The sequence below is a fragment of the Paenibacillus nuruki genome (assembly GCF_001721045.1).
In the GTDB taxonomy this organism is placed as follows: domain Bacteria; phylum Bacillota; class Bacilli; order Paenibacillales; family Paenibacillaceae; genus Saccharibacillus; species Saccharibacillus nuruki.
In genome coordinates this window covers 156,354-176,190 of the sequence record NZ_MDER01000030.1, presented here as the reverse complement: position 1 = coordinate 176,190, position 19,837 = coordinate 156,354, and the positions used below count along the sequence as shown (strand labels likewise).

The window sequence follows — 19,837 nt, the reverse complement described above, 5'->3', positions numbered from 1 at the left end:
TGAAAAATTCTATTCCTTTTTCCACCACATGCCCAAGGAATGAGGAGCTGTATAAGTAAATCCGTACTGAGCATACAATTGATCTGCTGGTGGATCTGCAAATAATACCGCATGGGATTGAGGAGATGCATTCTCTTCTAAGTATGTTTTGATTTCACGCATAATTGCTTTGCCGTATCCGTTACCTTGATATTCAGGACGTACACAGATATCGGTAATATGAAAAAACAATCCGCCATCGCCTACGACTCGGCCCATCCCTATTGCTTGCCCTTCTTCTTCAAGCACAACAGCAAACAGTGTATTCGGCAACCCTTTAGTGGCTCCTTCTATACTCATCTCACTTAAACCTGAAACCTTGCGTAGAGCCAAATACTCTTCCACAGATGGAATACGATGAATAATCTGCATCTCATTTCAACCCCTTTTTTATCTCAAATCATAACAAAGAATCTATATACTGAATACAAATGTATACAAATAAAGTTGATGCTCCCTATTAATGGTTAATACTTTAGTAAAAGATGAAAAGGTTGGTGAACTTAATTATGGTACATATGCAAAATGACTCTTCGCTAGAACCTACCATTATTATTGGATCAGGACTTGCTGGTCTTTGTTGCGCGTTTGAATTAGCGGATAAAGGTAAGCGTGTTATGGTACTTGAAGCCGCTCCTTATATTGGTGGACGAACTGCTAACTGGGTAGAAGATGGGATGGAAGTGGAATCTGGATTTCATAAATTTCTAGGTTATTATACAGTGCTTCCTGAAATTCTAAAAAATGCAGGCATTTCGATGAGTGACATGGTGCATTGGGAAGAAACAACCAATATTCGTCATACCGAAGCACAGGGTACATTTGGACTCGATCCGTTCAAAGCCCCTCTCAAAACAATTGCTGGCGCGTTGGGTAATAACGATCTTATTTCCCCCGCCGATAAAGCGTCTCTAATTCCTTTTTTTACAGCTGGATTTAAAGATTATATCAGCAAACCACATTACTTGGATCAATACTCGATCAAAGCATATGCGGAAAAATATAGCGTGTCGACAGATGCAATCGAACGATTGATTCAACCGTTATCATCAGGCATATTCTTTTTACCTATCGAAGAATACTCAGCGTATGCGTTTTTCGGTCTATTCGCTCCTGCTTTACCGCGTCTAGCCAAAGTACGTATTGGGGCTTTCAAAGGAGGCATGACCGATGTGATGACAGGTCCTCTTGCCAAAGCGATCGAAGACCGTGGTGGACAAGTGCTTACAGGTAAAACGGTGTCTCATTTATTATATGATAACGAAAAAGTAGTCGGTGTGCAGTTAGAAGACAGTTCACAGATTTATGGAGAGCAGGTAGTTGTTGCCACAAATATTCGCCGTGCTCAAATGTTATTGTCTGAACATTTCCATAATCATGAATGGTTTCAGGATTTGTTGTCGTTAGATTCGATGCCTTATGTAACTGCACAATTTGAAGCGACAGAGAAATTAGCAGATGCGGATCATACAACGTTTGGCCCGGGTACACAATTAGGGTCATTTAGCGAACAATCCCGTACAACATTTAAGCGTCCAACAGGACGAGCTTCGATTATTCTGGTTGATCCTGATAGCTTAATTGATCTGCCGGATGAAGAAGTCTGGGAAATCACCAAAAAATCGCTACACGAAGTGGATCTACCTAATGTAGATACGATGACCCAATATCGGATTATACGAGGGAAAGAGAATTTCTATCGTCTGGCTAAAGGCAATGAACACAAACGTCCCAAACAGATCACTCCGATCGATGGTCTTTTTCTAGCTGGCGATTATACAGACCAACCGTTACTTGCTACTATGGAAGGTGCGGCAATCTCTGGCAGACGAGCAGCTACTGGTATTTTGACAGGACGCGTCCTATAAATATAAACAATAGATAAGCAGAAAAAAGACCTTATATCCGTCTAGCATGGATTAAGGTCTTTTTCTGTATTTTGATATTGGTGTATTTTTTATGGATCAGGTACTTATGAACTTATGATAATGCTGCAAAATACTTCGCACTTTCCACCATAGGTGTACAATCGCTGTGATCGCCTACAAGATTAATTTCAAAAATATAATCTTTCCCCTCTACAAACGGCTTCACCATCTGCCAATCGATAAGACCCTCTCCTAACGGTAAAGAATCATGTACTTGTCCCATACTATCTACCAGATGATAGTACACTGCATAAGGTGCTGTACGCTCAAGCACTTCACGTAATTTATGATTATCTCCCCGGAAGGCGATAAAGGTATGACTGACATCTACATTTAAAGGCAATGATAATGGGATAATCAGATCATCGATTAAGTATGGATTAGAATAGCAAAACAGTCCTTCTGTTGAATCTTCCCAGACAATCTGTTCTCGTCCGTATTCTAAAATAGCTGCAATCTCTTCTCGCAAAGCTATCGTTCGTTCGCGTGATACTTCTGTATTCTCACTGCGTACATAATGTGCATGTAACACACATTTAGCTCCTTCTTCTTTACAAATTTGAACCAATTGTTGAGTCGATTCATGATAAAATCGGCGCAATTCTATATTTGTGCTCATAATATCTAAAAAGGTATGTTGATATCGGGATGGATGGTGTAAATATACTGTAACTCCTCTGGCTTTTAACTCGCGTATTCGAGTACGAATAAAGTCTGTTCGTTGCATATCTGTAGCACTCAGGTAAAATTCAATAATCTCAGGGTTATAGGAAAGCCGATTATCTAGGCTAGGCTGATCTAAGCTTCCTTTTAGTCGCATATAATTCACTGTATTCTCTCCTTTTTTCGCTCTATCTATTCTATCGTTTTTGATGTATCTATATATTACAATATACGAAATAAACCTTGATCAATTAGGATAAGAGCCTTTGTAAAAACCTTTTATCGTAATCCAAGGAGACAGGACGGGATCTATGGAAAGTTCTATATTGTTAAAAACAAAAGTCTCTAAACCGATGATTCGAACCTATACGATCGACCGTCCCGAATGGATTCATCGTGTAGAACAAGGCATGAATTTTAGAGTCAATATGGTGTATGCGCCAGCAGGTAGCGGCAAATCAACTCTGCTTGGACAATGGCTATATGAGAAAAAACAACCGTATGCGTGGTTATCATTAGATGAACGAGATAACGATCAGCGCAGATTCTGGCGTTATGTTATCTATTCGTTATCTTGTTATCGGATTCCTGATCTGGAAGAACGATTGTTACCGCTATTGTCCAGTTCATCCATAAGCGGAATGACTTCTTTTATCGATATGTTTATTTATGAATTAGAAAAAGTAGAGCAACCGTTAGCGATCATTTTGGATGACTATCACTTTATTCGAAGTCCGGATATTCACAACAGTCTTTCGTATCTCATCGACTATTTACCGAGGCATGTGCATCTGTATATCTCTTCTCGTCATGCTCTTCCTTTTGTACATATCGGCAAATGGTTGGTACGACAACAATTAAATATTATAGCTGCTGGCGAAATGGCTTTTTCAGAAGAAGAAGTATCTTTATTTTGCAAGCAAACGATGGGCTATTCATTACCTTCAGAAATGATTCATATGCTTGTTGAACAGACTGAAGGCTGGATTGCCGGTATTCAGTTGGCTTTGATTTCAATTCAACAAGGTGATGATCAGCATCGCTTTTTTCTAGATTTTAATGGAAAGCATCGTAATATTGCTGATTACTTATTTCAAGAAGTGTGGAGTCGGTTAGACGAAGAACTGCAATCTTTTTTGTTACAGACTTCGATTTTGAAGCGCATCAATGCTGAACTCTGCGATCAACTTACCGGGCTCAGTGATAGTCAGGATAAACTACATCGTCTGCAACGATTGACTCTATTTCTGATTCCGCTCGATGAAGAAGGAGAATGGTATCGGTACCATCATTTGTTTGCTGAATTTGTGCAAAATGTATTACGTCAATCGTCTGAATCGCTGTGGATCGAAGGGCATCAAAAAGCCAGTCAACTCTACAAAGATCGTCATTGGATCGAAGAAGCGATCGATCATTCTTTGATCGCGCATAACTATGAACAAGCTTCTCAATTAATAGATGAACATATTGAAGAATGGCTAGGCAAAGGTGAACTGGATACGTTACTGCACTGGTTCACCTTGTTCCCTGATGACTACGAATGTACGATTAAACTGTGTTTGATTCATGCTTTTATTTTGAGTATTACAGATCGTTTTGAAGAATCAGCACAGTTACTCAAAGCTTGCGAGCAACGTATACAAGAGCTAGGTCTTACAGGCAGTGCTTCTAAGCATCTAGGTATTTTATTTCTGGTCAAAACCAATATGATTTTTGTCTCGCGTAACTTTGATGAATGGTTTTCTTTTATGCATCATGCAGGTCGCGAATTACCTCAAGAATCGGTTTTTTTCAACTTTAATTATAACAAAAGTGAACCTTTTGTTCGAAATACAGCTTTTGGTCTGAAAGGTCTGCTCAACCAACAAACAGCCAATGTCGGCAAAGAAATGGTACATTTTCTTACTCAACATCATGGAGAACAGTCCCTACTCTGTCAGTATATTATGCAAGCGATTGCGGAAGGGGCTTATGAACGCAATGATCTGACGACCTGTATGCACTGGTTGCAAGTGGTATCCAAACAAGAAAGTTACCGTATGGTTCCCGGAATACTGGTTCCTTTTCGCTTAACGACTATTAAGTTGAAACTAAAAGAAAAGCAGTATATTACAGCGCGGACGATTCTGGAAAACACTTTGCAACTGCTTGAAGAAAGTGCACATCATAACTGGCGCAAACATCTCTATGCTTTTAGTGCATGGATAGACCTATACGAAGGCAACATCGAGCAAGCGGTTAATACACTCGATTCGATTGCGATCACACCACAACATCGTGTTTCTTTAGATCAAGCTCTAGCATTTACAGTATTAGCACGTGTACTTATGGTCAAAAAAGAATACAATACTGCTTTAGAAATCTTATCTTCGATTCGTTTTTTAGCGGAAAATGAACATGCGATTCATATTGAATGTACGTCTATTGTGCTTCAGTCTATTTGTACTTATCGTAAAGGACAGACCGATACTGCTGTGCTATTACTTCAGCAAGCGATCGAATTAGTACTGCCTTTTGACTATATACGGACATTTGTAGATGAAGGCGATATTGTCTATATCTTATTGCAAAAGTTAAGCCATACCCGTAGCGTAGCCAACCATCCAACGATGCTTGATTATATTACCAAGTTACTACGTGTGTTAGAAGCAGAAGGCAAAGTGCCTTTTCCAACAACTACTCATCTTATCGAAGCATTAACACCCAAAGAATTAGCAGTGCTTAAGCTGATCCATCAAGGTCATTCCAATCAACAAATTGCAGATCAATTAGGACTCACCATCGGTACGATCAAAGTATACATCAACCGAATATACAACAAGCTTGAAGTGACTTCTCGTGTACAAGCTCTGCTCAAATCACAAGAATTGGAATTGTTTTCAGAATCTTAATCTGATGAAATGATATATAGCACTTCATAAAAAAGTGACTCCTCTGTCATAAAAATCTATTGAAGTTAACTTTAGTTAATAGATGCGTACTTCTTGGTTTGCTACAATAAAAACAACCCGGATCATGGGAGAATAATTGACATTAAATATAAAATCTTCTGTTATCTTTCGAATCTCTTCTATGATCACACCTATCCGAACGGTTTCCTCCCATCATATCTTTGTAGACCTCGATTCGGCAGATTACATCGAGGTCTTTTTCTCTTATTTTCAGCTTAGAAGCCAAGGGATATGGTTGTTATTTATGTCAGCATTACTTTATACACAAAGGAGTCGTTTATGATGAACTATCGTATGCAAGTCTGTTCCAACGCTATGTATCAAGAACAATATATGACCTTTGTTTTGGAAAATCATGTGAAACTTCCTACGCCTCATCCTTTATTATTCACACTTGGTTTTACGCCGTTTCCACTGCTTTTGGAAGAGGAATGTTTTATCAGTCTGGATGCTTATCAGGAAGTGGTAGGGGCTTGGAGTTACTTGTATGGAACTGCTGAAGATGCTTACTATAACACCGACGTTATACAGATTCAGTCTATTATTTTCAGCCCTAAATATCGCAAAACTAAAATGTTTACACATGCTCTGCAACATTTAGTAGAACATATTGATCAGTCTGGACGGGGGATCAAAGAAGTTCGCTTCTGGATTGCTTCTGAACCTTCATTACAGCGATTATGTTCCAAGCTGGCGAAAAAGACTTCTACATTAGCCACTCCACAAGGATTAATTGAAGAATATCGGGTTCCTTTCCAACAACTTTATCATTATGCTATGAACTTACATAGCAAACAACATGCTATACAAGGACAACAATAAAAAAGTCTGGTAACAGGATTTCTCTACCTCGGTAAAGAGAACCTGTTGCCAGACTTTTTTTGAATTATTTATAAGCTACTTGCATTAAAGGTATCTCCACCTGCGATCGTGCCTGACTCAAATCCTTTATAAAACCAACGTTTGCGCTGTTCTGATGTACCATGTGTAAAGCTATCTGGTACAACATATCCCTGTCCTTGCTTCTGAAGGGTATCATCACCAACAGCGCTTGCTGCGGTGAGCGCTTCTTCGAGATCACCTTCTTCTAACAGGTTCGTTCCTTGCGCATCATGTGCCCAGACACCTGCCAGATAATCGGCTTGCAACTCTAACTTAACCTGCACTTTGTTGTATTGCGTTTCGCTCATATTTTGACGGGTAGATTGAATCTTATCCATAGTTCCAAGTAGTGTCTGTACATGATGACCTACTTCATGTGCAATCACATAAGCCATGGCAAAATCACCGGGTGCTTTGAACTTTTGCTGAAGTTCATCATAAAAACTGAGATCAATATACAGCTTCTGATCCCCCGGACAATAAAAAGGCCCTACTGCTGAACTGGCCGTACCACAAGCTGAATTAACACTATCGTTATACAGTACCAGTGTAGGATTCTTATACGTTAATCCTTGCTTTTTAAATTGGGCGGTCCAGACATCTTCTGTACTTGCTAAGACTACAGATACCATATTCGCTAACTCTTGTTCTTCTGCGGTTGCCTGATAGGGTGCAGATGATTCGGTCGTTGTCGACGTCGTACCGTTCAATAATTCACTAGGATTGCCTCCTAATAACGTCACAATCAAAATAATAATAATCCCGCCGATTCCTCCACCAATAATCGTTTTACCGCCTTTACCTCTGCGATCTTCTACATTGGAACTTGTTCTTCTACCTTGCAACTTCATCTTTTTGCCCCCTAATGACTGATCCAAACCGTTTGCTTTAACGTATGTATACATGATATACCCCAAAAGAATTAGGACATCCCAATTTTCTGGTTTACGCTCTATAAATTATTTATTTAGTATGGATCTACATAGATGATCTTCCCGCTGATTTTTAGAAATTTGTTTTACATAATAAAGTTAATCTTGCAATATAGCGTTTTTTTTCAAATAAATATGTTTAATACAGTAACAATCACTTACACATCAGGAGGCGACAGATATGGGACGTTATATACAAGTAGAAGATCATGTAAAAATCTATGTAGAAGATATTGGCGAAGGGATTCCTGTTATATTTTTACACGGCTGGCCAGCTAACAGTCAAATGTTTGAATATCAATACTCTATCTTGCCTAAAGAAGGATATCGCTGTATCGGGATGGATTTCCGTGGATTTGGTAAATCGGATGCACCGTGGGAAAGTTATTCTTTTGACCGGATGGCAGATGATCTCAAAGCTGTTATTGATGAGCTTCAGATTGAAAACGCTGCATTGATTGGTTTCTCTATGGGTGGAGCAGTGGCTACTCGTTACATGGCACGTCATCAAGGAAAAGGCATCTCTCACCTTGCATTGATGGGTTCTGCAACGCCTGTATTTACACAGCGTCCTGATTTTGAATATAACATGACGAAGGAAGACCTGAATGCACAACTGATTATTCCGACGTACGAAGATCGTCCAAAAATGCTATCTCAATTTGGTCTGAAATTTACCCATCATAAGTCTAGAGCAGCGCTGATGGTATGGTTAGAATTATTGTGTTTCCAAGCGTCTAATCATGGCACGATCAAAGCCGCAGAATCTCTACGTGATGAAGACCTACGTGCAGACTTGCCACATATCAATGTACCGACAGTCATTTTTCAGGGTCAAAAAGATAAAATCTGTGATCCTAAGTTAGCAGAATTAACACAACAAAGTATTCCTAATTCACGCCTTGTAGCGTTTGAAGATAGCGGTCATGCGATGATGTTTGATGAGCAAGAGAAGTTTAATTCAGAGTTATTATTGTTCCTGAATCAAATGTCTGGTGGCAATAATAACTCAGGCGTAGCAAGCCATAATCTATAAGTCATTTTAATATAGATACAGAAAGAAACGCTGGCGATATACAGTTATGATCGTCAGCTTTTTTTCTGCTTATTTTTTGACACATAATGACGATATTATACATAGTATCTCTTATTCATTTTTAATTGAACAATAGGTATGTGTAGCAGGTATACACTGTTGGCTTCTGCTTCTAAATCTATTGGAAAGGAGATATATACGTTTGAATGTGTTAGAACCCCTAATTCCTATTGTTCTCTATGTTTTACCGATGCTATTCTTTTTCTATATGGGTATTGATGTCTTGTTACGTAATCCCAAAAAGTCAGAACATCGCTTGGTGAGTATTGCGATCGGATGTTACTTTCTACTTTTTTTAGAAGAGTATGTTCGTTATCAATTACCGCTTGAATATAGTTCAGTATTGTCCGCTTTTTGGTTCGCCAATATAGGTATTATTTTACCCGGGTTGGGTTTTCATTTTATCGTCAAGATTTCTGGCACGTATCGCAAAATGCCGAAATGGTTGTATCCGTATATTTTCTATCTTCCTCTCCTTATTATTCCGTTAGGGATTATCAATGATACACAGTATATTTCTTCACAACAATTTGTCGCAGCAGGGATCTGGAAATTGCCTGTTTATAATACTTCTTATTATGCTGCCCTTACTGCAAGTATTCTGATCAGTGTTGCTTCACTTGTCTTTCTTTCCCGTTATCAAGCATCGAATCGTTCTTCTGAACATCAGGCGATCTATCGAGTGTTGCGATACGGTATGATTCTATCCTTGAGCTGGATTGCCTTTTTTGGATATTTCCAATTTGGTGAGAAACTTCCGCCTTATCCGTATCTGTATGGTGGATTGATCTGGTGTTTTACATTACAAGTCGCCATGAAAAAGTACGAATTTTTAAATTTTAATCACCATCGGTACAAAAAGTTATTTGATATGAATCCAGCAGCGATTCTGTTAGCACGTCGATCTGGTACGATCAAAGAAGCGAATCCAAGTGCTAGACAGCTCTTCTCATTTGTCGATCTGGATATTACCAACTTGAATACGATAGCAAGTCAGGAACTATGGAAGAAGCTCCAACAACAGCAAGGCATTATTGATATGGAGACGAAAATCTGGAATGGTGAGCAATGGATCGATATTCTGGTCAAAGGGGATTATGTCGTTGTGGATCATGAAGATCATGTGATTCTTATTATGCGTGATATTACGATCAAAAAAGAGCAACAACGCCAAATCGCTTTTCTTGCATATCACGATTCTTTAACAGAACTTCCTAATCGTCGTTACTTTTATCAAGAGTTAGAAAAATGTATGGTCAAAGCTCAACAACAGCAAGAACAACTGGCTATTATTCTAATCGATCTCGATTATTTTAAAGAAACCAATGATCGGTATGGACATCAAGCTGGTGATGAGATGCTTCAGCATACTGCCAAGCTTATTCAACAAGCTGTTGGAAATACAGGTATGGTGGCACGTCTAGGAGGCGATGAATTTGTTCTATTTATTCATCCTGTCGAACACCAGATTCAAGTACAGAAAATTCTCAATCAGATCAATACCCTATTCGCTCAAGCTCAATTTGTATATGGAGAAGATACATTAGCGATTTCAATGAGTTCTGGAGCCAGTATCTATCCGCAAGATGGTACAGATGTCGATACTCTATTGAACCATGCAGACAAAGCGATGTATCGTAATAAGCATCAACGTAAATTGAAAATATAAAACCCGTTTATATCACCTGATTGTGATATAAACGGGTTTTCTTACATACTTTCTAGGATTGAATTGCAATATAAATCTTCACTTCTGCTTGCTCTGGATTGGCTGTCGATTCATACACTTCAAAATCTCCTGTATATGTCCGCACTTCAGAAGCATGTTCAAAATAATTCCAGATCGTGCCCCATGTCTGAGCTACTGTCTCAAATACAGGCCCTTTCGATGTCGTAAATACCATATACCGGCTAGCAGGGACTGTGATCTCTAATTGCCGTTGTCTGGTGATCGGTTGCTCCAAATGATCGTCTGCTTGTTGCCCGATCACCACCGTATACGCCCCGTTAGCATCACTTTCATAATCGGTATACAGCGCATAGGTTGGAGCATGCTGCGAAGATGCCGAAGGATGCTGGGCTTTATCATGTAAGTAGGATGCCCATAACTGCGGTAAGCGAGCATTAGCCATTCCTAATTCATCTACATTCGTAGTGCGTGTACCCATCCCATGTACGACAAAAGCAGGTAAGTCGATAATCGTCGTTGTCGCTACTGTATTCATTATTCATCCCTCTTTCTGTTCTTTGATCTCAAGTATACAGAGGGAATATAGACAACAGTCTGTCTAGTTAGAATAACTGTCGATGACTTTTTGCGCTCGTCCAATTAATTCTGGAATCAGTTCCGTAGGAGTCTGAATACGAACCTGATCTCCAAAGCTCAATAACATATTATAGAACCAATCATCGATTATAAAAGCACCTTGAACTTCAATACGTCCATCCGATTGCAACGAAATCCAATCAGGATCAAACATATCATTTAGACGATAGCGCACTTGAGCGCCAAATAATAACGTTACGTTTTGCCGTTGTTCTTCATAAGTGTTGCTATTATTCCATTGATACTGATCCCAATCAGGAATCGCCCGTGGATTAAACAAATCCTGTGTACATTCTAATTCTAATATACGAGACAGGCGGAATAAGCGAAATTCTTCGCGTAATGTACAATAAGCATGCAGATACCAGACATATCCTTTTAAAATCAAAGCAGACGGTTCGACAGCTCGTTCACTTTCAATGCCATTTGTATTGAGATAGTGTAGATGTACTTTGTATGTATTCGTGATCGCTTCGCGCAATAGATTCACTTTGTCACGTGTTGCTGGATTTTGCCCCCACGGATTGAAGTCAAACACAATGCCTGCATGTTGAATCGGTGTCTGCATCCGATCTGTCGGTCGAAGTAACGCCTGCACTTTATCCAGTAAAGTGGCAAACATCTGATCATTAAATACAGTAGTCATGCCTTTTACCGCAGAGATCATCGCATCAATCTCGCTTAAGGTTAGAAATTGACGAGCAATCGTATACTGCTCCATAATCTCAAATCCACCTGTTGTTCCTTGATGAGCAACGATTGGAATACCTGCTTGACTGAGCGTATCAATATCTCGATAAATGGTTTTGGTCGATACTTCAAAGCGTGTGGCTAATTCTTTGGCGCTGATTCGTTGTCGATTCAGTAACAGTACAGTGATCGCAAGTAATCGATCTATTTTCATAATGTCTCCTTACCTCTTAGCGCTTGGCAATTAAAGCGCGACATCTTCTAGTGCAGTCAAAAGTGATTTTTGCAAAGCAAAATATCTTACGATTTTGTCTTCGCTACATATTCACTTTGTAATAGAGCAAATACTGCAAGATCCACATACTTCCCATTTTCATATTCATGTTGTCTAAGTAGACCTTCTTGTACAAATTCTAACTTTTCCATCAGACGGATCGAGGCTTGATTCTTCGGTTCGATTTTGGCTTCAATTTTATTCAGTTCCATCTGTTCAAATCCGAACTGAATAATACGCAAAGCAACTTCTTTCATAATCCCTTTGCCCCAATACGCAGAAGATAGATCATAACCTAGTTCAGCCCGATGATGCTCTTGTTCATATCCTAGAAATCCGCATGTTCCGATCACTTTGGTATGCTCACGATCTTCAATCATCCAGCGTAACCCTGATTGTTCTGCAAAAATACGTGTATACCATTTCATCTCATCCAGTGCTTCATCCACCGATGTAAATGGAGTAAATGGCATATATTCAACTACAGCTTCATCCGCATACAATTCGTATAGATCATGACTATCTTCAGGCTGTGCTTGTCTTAATACAAAACGTGATGTCTCTAACTGGGGGAACTGTTCAAATGCAAATAAGTCGCTCATAATGATCGGTATACTCCTTTTAGGTGATGTATTGTGTTGGACAAATGCTTCTATGTGTTATCTGTACCGATACAGTTAGGGGATTTAAGTCGCCCAAGGTATCTCATCTTCTCGTATACTACATATAGTTCTACTCTTCCTATTTTACCATTCTAATTCCATTACATTTAATATAATTGAGGTGAGTATCTATGTACACATTATCTACAGCAGAAATTCAAATGTATCTAAAGCAATTAGGTATCGAAGACATTCAACCCCCTACGTTAACCTATCTCTTCCAACTGCATCAAGCTCATATACGACGCTTTTCCTGGCAAACCGTCGATATTTTCACAGGGCATCCGGCAAGTATAGATCTTGAGCAATCGATTCCTTTACTGTTAAGCGGACGAAGTGGATATTGTTTTCATCTTAATGGAGCATTCAGTACATTGTTACGTTCTCTAGGTTATCAGGTAGACTGGCATCGTGCAGGGGTACAACCTTTAGGAACAGAGCCACGTATCAATTCGTTTCATCTGGGGTTAACTGTTCATATCGAAGATGAGCAAGGCATAACTCAACCGTGGATTATTGATGTAGGGCTAGGTGATATGCCGTATACGCCACTGCCTTTGAGTTATGGTGCTTATGCTCAATCTCCTTTTCAATATCAAGTGGCTGCTTCCAGTATTGATCCCAAAGGATGGCGGTTAGAGCATGATGCTCGTGCTTCGATTGTCGGTGTTGATATTGATCATCAAGTGGTATCCGATCTCGAACCTTTTCAAGCGAATCATGAATTCTACAGTCGCTCTGCGCAGTCTCCATGGTTTGATGTGTTTCTTTTGCGTCAGCGTGATGAACATGCCAGTCATGAATTACGTGGATGTATGCTCAAAACGATCGATGTTACAGGCGTTCAGCATACTGAAATTACCAATCAAAAAGACTGGATAGATCAATTACATGATGTGTTCGGTGAGTCATTGAGCCGCTATAGTGCTGTTGAAAAAGATGATATCTGGAAACGAGTACAGCAAGCACATGAACAATGGAAACAGACCAAAGGATTACCAAGCTATTCGTAAATCATTATCTATAAACGTAGATACTATATCTAAAAAAGACTAAAAAGCCACTCCTTCGTCGGGAGTGGCTTTGCTGTTTGTATACATGTATTTTGATTACGAATGCAATTGCTCTGCAACTACGGTAAATGTTTTGGGAATCCCTTTGTCAAACACTTCTGACGATTGATTAGGCAATTCTTCGAGTACTTTGATCATCAGACCGGATGTCGCTACTGCTGTCACAATCTCACCAATCGTCCACTGACGTAAATACACTTTTTGCTCGTCTTTGTCCGCTTGATCGGATTCGGCATACTTGGAATACGAGACCGCTTTTTCTGTTAATGAAGTATCAAAGTAATCGCCTGTTACTTTGTGCTTACGGATATTAGCGGTTGTGCCTTTGGACGTAATCAGCTTGGTTGAGATCGGATGGAAATCTTGTAATACCAATCGTCCACCTGAAGCAAGCAAGCTGGATACCACATGGAATAATGGCTGTAAGTCAGTAAAATAATGCAAAATTCCAAATTCCATAAAGACAATATCATATTGATGGGTAAGCTCATTTAACGGCAATTGCAACACATCAGACACGATATACTGCAAAGGTACGCCTGCGGCACGTGCCAAATCTTGAGCATACTGCTCATTTTCAGCCGAGAAATCAACGATTGTTAGTTCAGCACCAAGTAGCGCTAAAGCCACCGCTTTATTGCCATTAGAACCAAGTAAATTGATGATTTTTTTGCCCTGTATATGTTCTTCCATATGTTTAAAAGCAGTCCCGATCCGTTTTTGCGGATCTTGTTTGATTTTCTCAGCCGCTTCCTCAGGTGTACCAAAGCGGTTAACCCATGATTGATACGTACCGTTGTTCCATGCATTCTTATTCTGTTGCGATGATTCCATAACAAACCCTCCATAATAGGCATAAAGCGCAAAAATATTATTTTACCTATCGTACCATCTTATTGATGGGTGTAGTTATTTTTATCGCTTTTTATTGAATTTAGATCCATCAGTGCTGGATGTATATCATCTGTATCATGACTCATTGGCATCGATAACTAGAACTTCATTTCCAATTAGCGATATAATAGTCTATATGTATACCGAACGTTAGCAACAGGAAAGGACGTGACTTCATCTGTGTCCGATACAATGTCTTATTCATTTTCTCGAAATCAACTCTGCTTTTGTGGAAGCGGGCAAAAGCTGAAACATTGCCATAAAACAGCTGCACCGGATAGTCGTGCTGCTCATCTGTATCACCTGTATCAAGAAGTCGATCAGACGATCGAAGATTATCGGGCGACAAGTGTACAGCAACCTCCTTGTTCGGCTGGTTGCCGGGCTTGTTGTTCAGATTATGTGCCGATCTCCCAAGTGGAATTTGAATTGTTATTGATCTATATGAAGCGCAATTGGAGTCAGGCTGATATTCAACAAGCTTTTGCCAAAGCCGCTACCGATTGGGAAACATTTCGTATCGAGAATCCACCAATGTATGCTTCATTAGCCCATCCTACAAATACAATTGAAGAATTGGATGCGATTCGTCATCATGCTACACGTAATAGTTTTGCTTGTCCTTTATTAGATGCAGAAAAAGGGACTTGTCGTGTGTATCCTGTACGTCCCTTTATTTGCCGAACACATGGAAGTTCGCATACCTTTTATGGCACATGGAAAGAACGTCTTCGTCCTGAAAAAATATGCGAATATATTCCCGGTGGTAAGCCTCATCGCAAAATCACGTCTAATATTGCAGATCGTTGGAGCGAATATGAACGCGTTGCTGATGTGATGATTGGACCGAAGCGCCGTCCGCTACGCCAATATCCGATTATGTACTGGTTAGTGTTATACGCCAAGCATGGTGGCGGTGTCACAACAGATATTGGTAATCTGGATAACTTTGAACTTTCGTTGCAAGATCATAATGATAAAATGGCTCAATATACAGGCAAATAAAAAAAGAGCAACGATAATTAGCTATCGTTGCTCTTTTTTTCAATTATTTCTTGTGCGTATACTCTGCATTAGCTTTGTTTAACATGGATTTCCAATCGCTAAAATCAGTCTCACGATTCACATGGCGATCAAATAGTTCGCCTTCGACATTCTGAATTTCATCTAGCGTATCCGCTTGGAAGTTACCTTTTTTCAAAAATTCTTCAAAGCTTTTCAAACTAGAGTATTTGCTCATAAACGCTGGATTAAACAACATATCTAAAGATACATATCCTTCGCCTTGTGCTTCTTTTTGCCCTTGCAAATCTTTCAACAAATCTTCCATTGACATCGGTTTTTGCTTTTTCAAATGACCACTCCTATATTGGGTTTTAGCAATAGATAACTTTCGTTCGATTGCAAACATCTTGTTATTGTAAGCTATTCCAACAGAAAGCACCATACTTCTACATCTAAAATAGAATGTAGATACTTACTATGACTTCTTCTATAACATACTTCTTCTTATTATACCATTAACCGCTGTAGATACCCAGAAACAGATCGCAGAAATTATCCATAGCTCATTGTACAATAGATAAAGATGATAGTGACAAATAGGAAAAAACCTTCAGCGTCACATATACGGTTACGTATAGATGCTTTACTGAAGGTGATAGGGATCTTTATTTATTGCTTGCTTCCCACTCTGCCACTTCGGCACGAACCAGTGGAGCTACTTCTTTACCTAATAATTCGATTCCATGCATAACTTGATCATGTGGCATCGTGCCGACGGGTGCATGTAAAAAGAATCGAGTAATCCCAACTTGTTTACGCAAATTAATAATTTTGCGAGCGACTGTAGCTGGATCACCTACATAAAGCGCACCTTGCTCACTACGTGCAGCATCAAAGCTATTGCGTGTATAAGGACCCCATCCACGCTCTTTACCAAGCTTATTCATACTTTGTTGTGTGGAAGGGAAAAATTGCTCTACAGCGAGTTCTGTTGTATCTGCAATAAATCCATGGGAGTGACAAGCAACAGATAGTGTTGAAGCATCATGTCCAGCATGCGCTGCTGCTTTGTAATACAGCTCAACCAATGGAGCGAATTGAGCAGGTTGTCCGCCAATAATGGCTAGGACTAACGGTAAGCCTAGCATACCTGCACGAATCACAGACTCTGTATTGCCTCCACTGCCTATCCATACTGGCAATAACTCTTGCACAGGACGTGGATAGACACCTAGATTATGAATAGCAGCACGATGCTGTCCTTGCCAGCTTACTTTTTCAGAAGCTCTAATTTTTAACAGCAAATCTAACTTCTCATCAAACAATTCATTATAATCATCCAGATCATAGCCGAATAATGGGAACGATTCGATAAAAGAACCCCGTCCCGCCATAATCTCAGCTCTTCCATTCGAGATACCATCCAGTGTCGCAAAATCTTGAAATACACGCACAGGATCCGCTGAAGAAAGAACGGTAACTGCACTCGATAAACGAATACGCTCGGTTTGCGAAGCCGCCGCAGCTAAAATAACCGCTGGTGAAGAAGCCGCATAATCTTCCCGATGATGCTCCCCTACTCCGTATACATCCAGTCCTACTTGATCCGCAAGTACAATCTCTTCTACTACTTCACGAATACGTTGTGCATGACTCATCACTTCACCAGTTTGTGCATCGGGTGAAGTTTCTACAAATGTGCTTATACCTATTTCCATGGAAAAATTCCCTGCTTTCTTATTCTATTTATTTTTATCTATATCGCTATAAATTTGTTATTTACTAACTTTACAAGTAATATCTTTATATTGAACCTTTTTTAGATGAATATCAAGTCTTTTATAACAAATATAGATAAAAAGAAGAATAAAAAAGCAATCATTCATAGGATAATGCGTCCTGACCTATTTTTTGTAACGTATGCATCACTTGCTGATAGGGTGAAGGTCCATAACTAATTCGGGATACTCCCCATGATGATAATTCTTTCAATGAAGGGGTGTCTGTAGTAAGCATAATATTGATCGGTAATGAAGAGTGAGTGCATAACATTTGAATCGAAGAAGGATCGCTTAATCCGGGTACAAAAAATCCATTAGCCCCAGCATTCGCATACGCTGTAGCACGCATTAAAGCATGTTCTATATGTTCCTTTTGCATAGAAACCGAAGATAGCGGATCGGCTTGTAAAAAAATATCGGTACGTGCATTAATGAATAAAGGAATCCCTAACTGATCCGCCGCCTGACGTGCAGCTACTATACGTGCACATTGCTCTTCTACCGCATATAATCGTTGTTCACCAATAATCTGATCTTCAATATTGATGCCTACAGCGCCTGCTTCGATAATCATTTGTACCGATTGAGAGACGTGTTCAGGTGTATCCCCGTAACCACTTTCGATATCAATCGTGATAGGCAACTGTACGTTGTCCTTGATCTGTTTAAGATTCGCCATCACCTGTGCAAAAGGTACCGCTTGCCCATCTTCATACCCGTGTGCAGTAGCTACTGACCAACTACCTGTTGCAATCACTTTAGCGCCTGTACGTTCAATCACAGCTGCGCTACCTGCATCCCAGATATTGACCAGAATGAGCGGATTTCCTTTCACATGTAGATCATGTAATTGTTGTGCTTGCTGTATTTGCGTAGACATTCAGCAGACTCTCCTTCTATGTGGGTTTATTGTTCTTTACGTTGAGCTTGTGTGACTTGAGCTTGTTCATTTTGCAATAACCATGCTTTACGTGTAAGTCCACCGCCATAGCCACCCAGTTCTCCATTGGAATTAATCACTCGATGACAAGGAACCACAAGTGCCAACGGATTCGCTCCATTCGCTTGAGCAACCGCGCGAAAAGCAGATGGTCTATCTAGCGCTATCGCAATCTGAGCATAAGAACGTGTTTCTCCGGCTGGAATCTTCATTAATTGCTCCCACACTTGTTGCTGAAAAGGAGAACCTAATAATGCTAACGGTACTGTAAATGTCGTACGCTCTCCTGCAAAATACTCATTCAACTGTTGTTCGATCAATCGAATCGGTTCGGTCATACCCGGAATAATCGCCGATCGGGTCTTGATGCGTAATCGTTCGACTTCACGTTCTAGTCCTCTACGATCTACAAATTCTAATAGGTATAAAGCTTCTTCACTTGCTATAGCGATCATCGGGCCAAGTGCCGTATCGATCCAGGAAGCTTTCAGTATACGATCTTCTGTTAGTAAGGTCGGTGCTGCACCCATAATCCGTGCAAAAGCATCTCGAAATCCACTACTCGATTCATAGCCTGCGGATAATTGTGTATCAATCACCGTCTGCCCCGCACGAATATGTTTGAGTGCTAATCCCATACGACGAGCCCTTGCATATTCAACAAATGTCATTCCAAAACGCTTTTTAAATTGGCGACGAGCTGTAGATTCATCTACAGACAATTGGCGAAAATCTTCTTCACGCCAGCGCTTTTCGGGTTCTTTTTCGACGGCTTCTACCAACAGACGTACCACATCCGATACATGATTGGGATGCGACAAAGGACGACAACGCTGGCATGGGCGATAGGAAGCGAGTAATGCTTGTTGCGCTGTTGCATAGAACTCACAGTTTTCAAATTTCGGCTTACGCGCTGGACACGTCGGACGACAAAATACACCTGTCGTTTTGACACCGACATAGAACAATCCTTCGTATTCTGTCTTTTTTTCAAGTAATGCTTGGTAATACTCTTGCTGGTATTCAGGTGAGATCATAAAGAGGCTCCTTTACAAGAAGTGGATACGTTGATTATAATTTCCCGACTATATCTTCATCGCCGAAATTCAGGCATTGATTTTTTTATACGAAAAAAGCTAAGCACAATGCTTAGCTTGATCGCTGTTATATCGCTATAGATACAACTTTTCCAAAAAATCTGATTAAATCTTTTTCACAAATTCAGACTTCAACTTCATCGCACCAAAGCCATCGATTTTGCAGTCGATATCATGATCGCCATCAACCAGACGGATATTTTTGACTTTTGTACCGATTTTGAGTGTAGAAGAACTGCCTTTAACTTTTAAGTCTTTGATAATCGTGATCGAATCGCCATCTTGTAGAATATTGCCGTTAGCATCTTTAACGACTTTTTCTTCGTCAGCTGGATTAGATTCAGCGGTTGGATTCCATTCATACGCACATTCCGGGCAGATTAACATATCACCATCTTCATATGTATATTCAGAATGACATTTAGGGCAATTAGGCAAGCTTGACATCTTTTCATTTCTCCATTCGTTCGGTTCATTTGACAACCTGTTTATGCTTATATTTTGCCATAGAGTTGGAAGTTGTACAAATCTTTATTCAAGAGTAACTATTATTTCCTTATTTAGAAGATATCTAGAAACTATTGTATATCCAATATAAAATAAA

At 39.8% G+C, this 19,837-nt stretch carries 19 protein-coding genes; 7 read left to right on the top strand and 12 right to left on the bottom strand.

The window, feature by feature from the left end:
• Positions 1-9: 9 nt before the first annotated feature.
• Entirely contained in the window at positions 10-411 is a 402-nt protein-coding gene (locus PTI45_RS05395; protein WP_069326516.1) for a GNAT family N-acetyltransferase, read from the bottom strand.
• 137 nt (positions 412-548) lie between these two features.
• Between PTI45_RS05395 and PTI45_RS05390 the strand changes: the two genes are divergently transcribed.
• The gene (locus tag PTI45_RS05390) at positions 549-1,907 is read left to right on the top strand and encodes a hydroxysqualene dehydroxylase (protein WP_083243364.1); all 1,359 of its coding nucleotides are present in this window, start codon (positions 549-551) and stop codon (positions 1,905-1,907) included.
• Positions 1,908-2,019: 112 nt separating this feature from the next.
• Here the strand turns inward: PTI45_RS05390 and PTI45_RS05385 are convergent, their stop codons facing one another.
• Positions 2,020-2,787, bottom strand: a complete 768-nt coding sequence (locus PTI45_RS05385; protein ID WP_245703434.1) for a sugar phosphate isomerase/epimerase family protein — start codon at positions 2,785-2,787, stop codon at positions 2,020-2,022.
• A gap of 154 nt (positions 2,788-2,941) precedes the next feature.
• Between PTI45_RS05385 and PTI45_RS05380 the strand changes: the two genes are divergently transcribed.
• The gene (locus PTI45_RS05380; RefSeq protein ID WP_069326514.1) at positions 2,942-5,521 is read left to right on the top strand and encodes a winged helix-turn-helix domain-containing protein; all 2,580 of its coding nucleotides are present in this window, start codon (positions 2,942-2,944) and stop codon (positions 5,519-5,521) included.
• A 342-nt stretch (positions 5,522-5,863) separates the two neighbouring features.
• Positions 5,864-6,403, top strand: coding sequence for a hypothetical protein (locus PTI45_RS05375; RefSeq protein WP_069326513.1), 540 nt, complete (start codon positions 5,864-5,866; stop codon positions 6,401-6,403).
• 68 nt (positions 6,404-6,471) lie between these two features.
• On the opposite strand, the gene ypfJ is transcribed toward PTI45_RS05375, so the two are convergent.
• On the bottom strand, positions 6,472-7,314 hold the full coding sequence (ypfJ, locus tag PTI45_RS05370; RefSeq protein WP_069326512.1) for a KPN_02809 family neutral zinc metallopeptidase: 843 nt from the start codon (positions 7,312-7,314) through the stop codon (positions 6,472-6,474).
• A gap of 262 nt (positions 7,315-7,576) precedes the next feature.
• Here ypfJ and PTI45_RS05365 point away from each other — a divergent pair, with 262 nt between their 5' ends.
• Complete coding sequence (locus PTI45_RS05365; RefSeq protein ID WP_069326511.1) at positions 7,577-8,431, top strand: alpha/beta fold hydrolase; 855 nt, start codon at positions 7,577-7,579, stop codon at positions 8,429-8,431.
• Positions 8,432-8,639: 208 nt separating this feature from the next.
• Positions 8,640-10,160 (top strand): diguanylate cyclase domain-containing protein, encoded by a 1,521-nt coding sequence (locus PTI45_RS05360; protein WP_245703433.1) that lies wholly within the window; start codon positions 8,640-8,642, stop codon positions 10,158-10,160.
• Positions 10,161-10,212: 52 nt separating this feature from the next.
• Here PTI45_RS05360 and PTI45_RS05355 read toward each other — a convergent pair whose 3' ends face one another.
• From PTI45_RS05355 to PTI45_RS05345, 3 genes are all read right to left on the bottom strand, one after another.
• Positions 10,213-10,716: a GyrI-like domain-containing protein gene (locus PTI45_RS05355; protein ID WP_069326509.1), complete on the bottom strand. Its 504-nt coding sequence runs from the start codon at positions 10,714-10,716 to the stop codon at positions 10,213-10,215.
• Positions 10,717-10,779: 63 nt separating this feature from the next.
• On the bottom strand, positions 10,780-11,721 hold the full coding sequence (locus PTI45_RS05350; protein ID WP_069326508.1) for a helix-turn-helix transcriptional regulator: 942 nt from the start codon (positions 11,719-11,721) through the stop codon (positions 10,780-10,782).
• Between the two features lie 86 nt (positions 11,722-11,807).
• Positions 11,808-12,383, bottom strand: coding sequence for a GNAT family N-acetyltransferase (locus PTI45_RS05345; RefSeq protein WP_069326507.1), 576 nt, complete (start codon positions 12,381-12,383; stop codon positions 11,808-11,810).
• Between the two features lie 191 nt (positions 12,384-12,574).
• Between PTI45_RS05345 and PTI45_RS05340 the strand changes: the two genes are divergently transcribed.
• Entirely contained in the window at positions 12,575-13,456 is an 882-nt protein-coding gene (locus tag PTI45_RS05340; protein ID WP_069326506.1) for an arylamine N-acetyltransferase family protein, read from the top strand.
• Between the two features lie 96 nt (positions 13,457-13,552).
• On the opposite strand, the gene PTI45_RS05335 is transcribed toward PTI45_RS05340, so the two are convergent.
• On the bottom strand, positions 13,553-14,350 hold the full coding sequence (locus PTI45_RS05335) for a class I SAM-dependent methyltransferase (RefSeq protein ID WP_069326505.1): 798 nt from the start codon (positions 14,348-14,350) through the stop codon (positions 13,553-13,555).
• A 252-nt stretch (positions 14,351-14,602) separates the two neighbouring features.
• On the opposite strand from PTI45_RS05335, the gene PTI45_RS05330 reads away from it, so the two are divergent.
• Positions 14,603-15,415 (top strand): SEC-C motif-containing protein, encoded by an 813-nt coding sequence (locus PTI45_RS05330; RefSeq protein ID WP_069326607.1) that lies wholly within the window; start codon positions 14,603-14,605, stop codon positions 15,413-15,415.
• Positions 15,416-15,458: 43 nt separating this feature from the next.
• Here PTI45_RS05330 and PTI45_RS05325 read toward each other — a convergent pair whose 3' ends face one another.
• The 5 genes from PTI45_RS05325 to PTI45_RS05305 all read right to left on the bottom strand — a co-directional run bounded on the left by PTI45_RS05325 (position 15,459) and on the right by PTI45_RS05305 (position 19,680).
• Positions 15,459-15,746 carry a hypothetical protein gene (locus tag PTI45_RS05325; protein ID WP_069326606.1) on the bottom strand — a complete coding sequence of 96 codons (288 nt, stop codon included), beginning with the start codon at positions 15,744-15,746 and terminating at the stop codon, positions 15,459-15,461.
• A gap of 334 nt (positions 15,747-16,080) precedes the next feature.
• Positions 16,081-17,133, bottom strand: a complete 1,053-nt coding sequence (locus PTI45_RS05320) for an LLM class flavin-dependent oxidoreductase (RefSeq protein WP_069326504.1) — start codon at positions 17,131-17,133, stop codon at positions 16,081-16,083.
• Positions 17,134-17,293: 160 nt separating this feature from the next.
• Positions 17,294-18,076 (bottom strand): isocitrate lyase/PEP mutase family protein, encoded by a 783-nt coding sequence (locus PTI45_RS05315; protein ID WP_069326503.1) that lies wholly within the window; start codon positions 18,074-18,076, stop codon positions 17,294-17,296.
• A 26-nt stretch (positions 18,077-18,102) separates the two neighbouring features.
• The gene (locus tag PTI45_RS05310) at positions 18,103-19,173 is read right to left on the bottom strand and encodes a bifunctional transcriptional activator/DNA repair enzyme AdaA (RefSeq protein ID WP_069326502.1); all 1,071 of its coding nucleotides are present in this window, start codon (positions 19,171-19,173) and stop codon (positions 18,103-18,105) included.
• Positions 19,174-19,338: 165 nt separating this feature from the next.
• The gene (locus PTI45_RS05305; protein ID WP_069326501.1) at positions 19,339-19,680 is read right to left on the bottom strand and encodes a zinc ribbon domain-containing protein YjdM; all 342 of its coding nucleotides are present in this window, start codon (positions 19,678-19,680) and stop codon (positions 19,339-19,341) included.
• Positions 19,681-19,837: the final 157 nt, after the last annotated feature.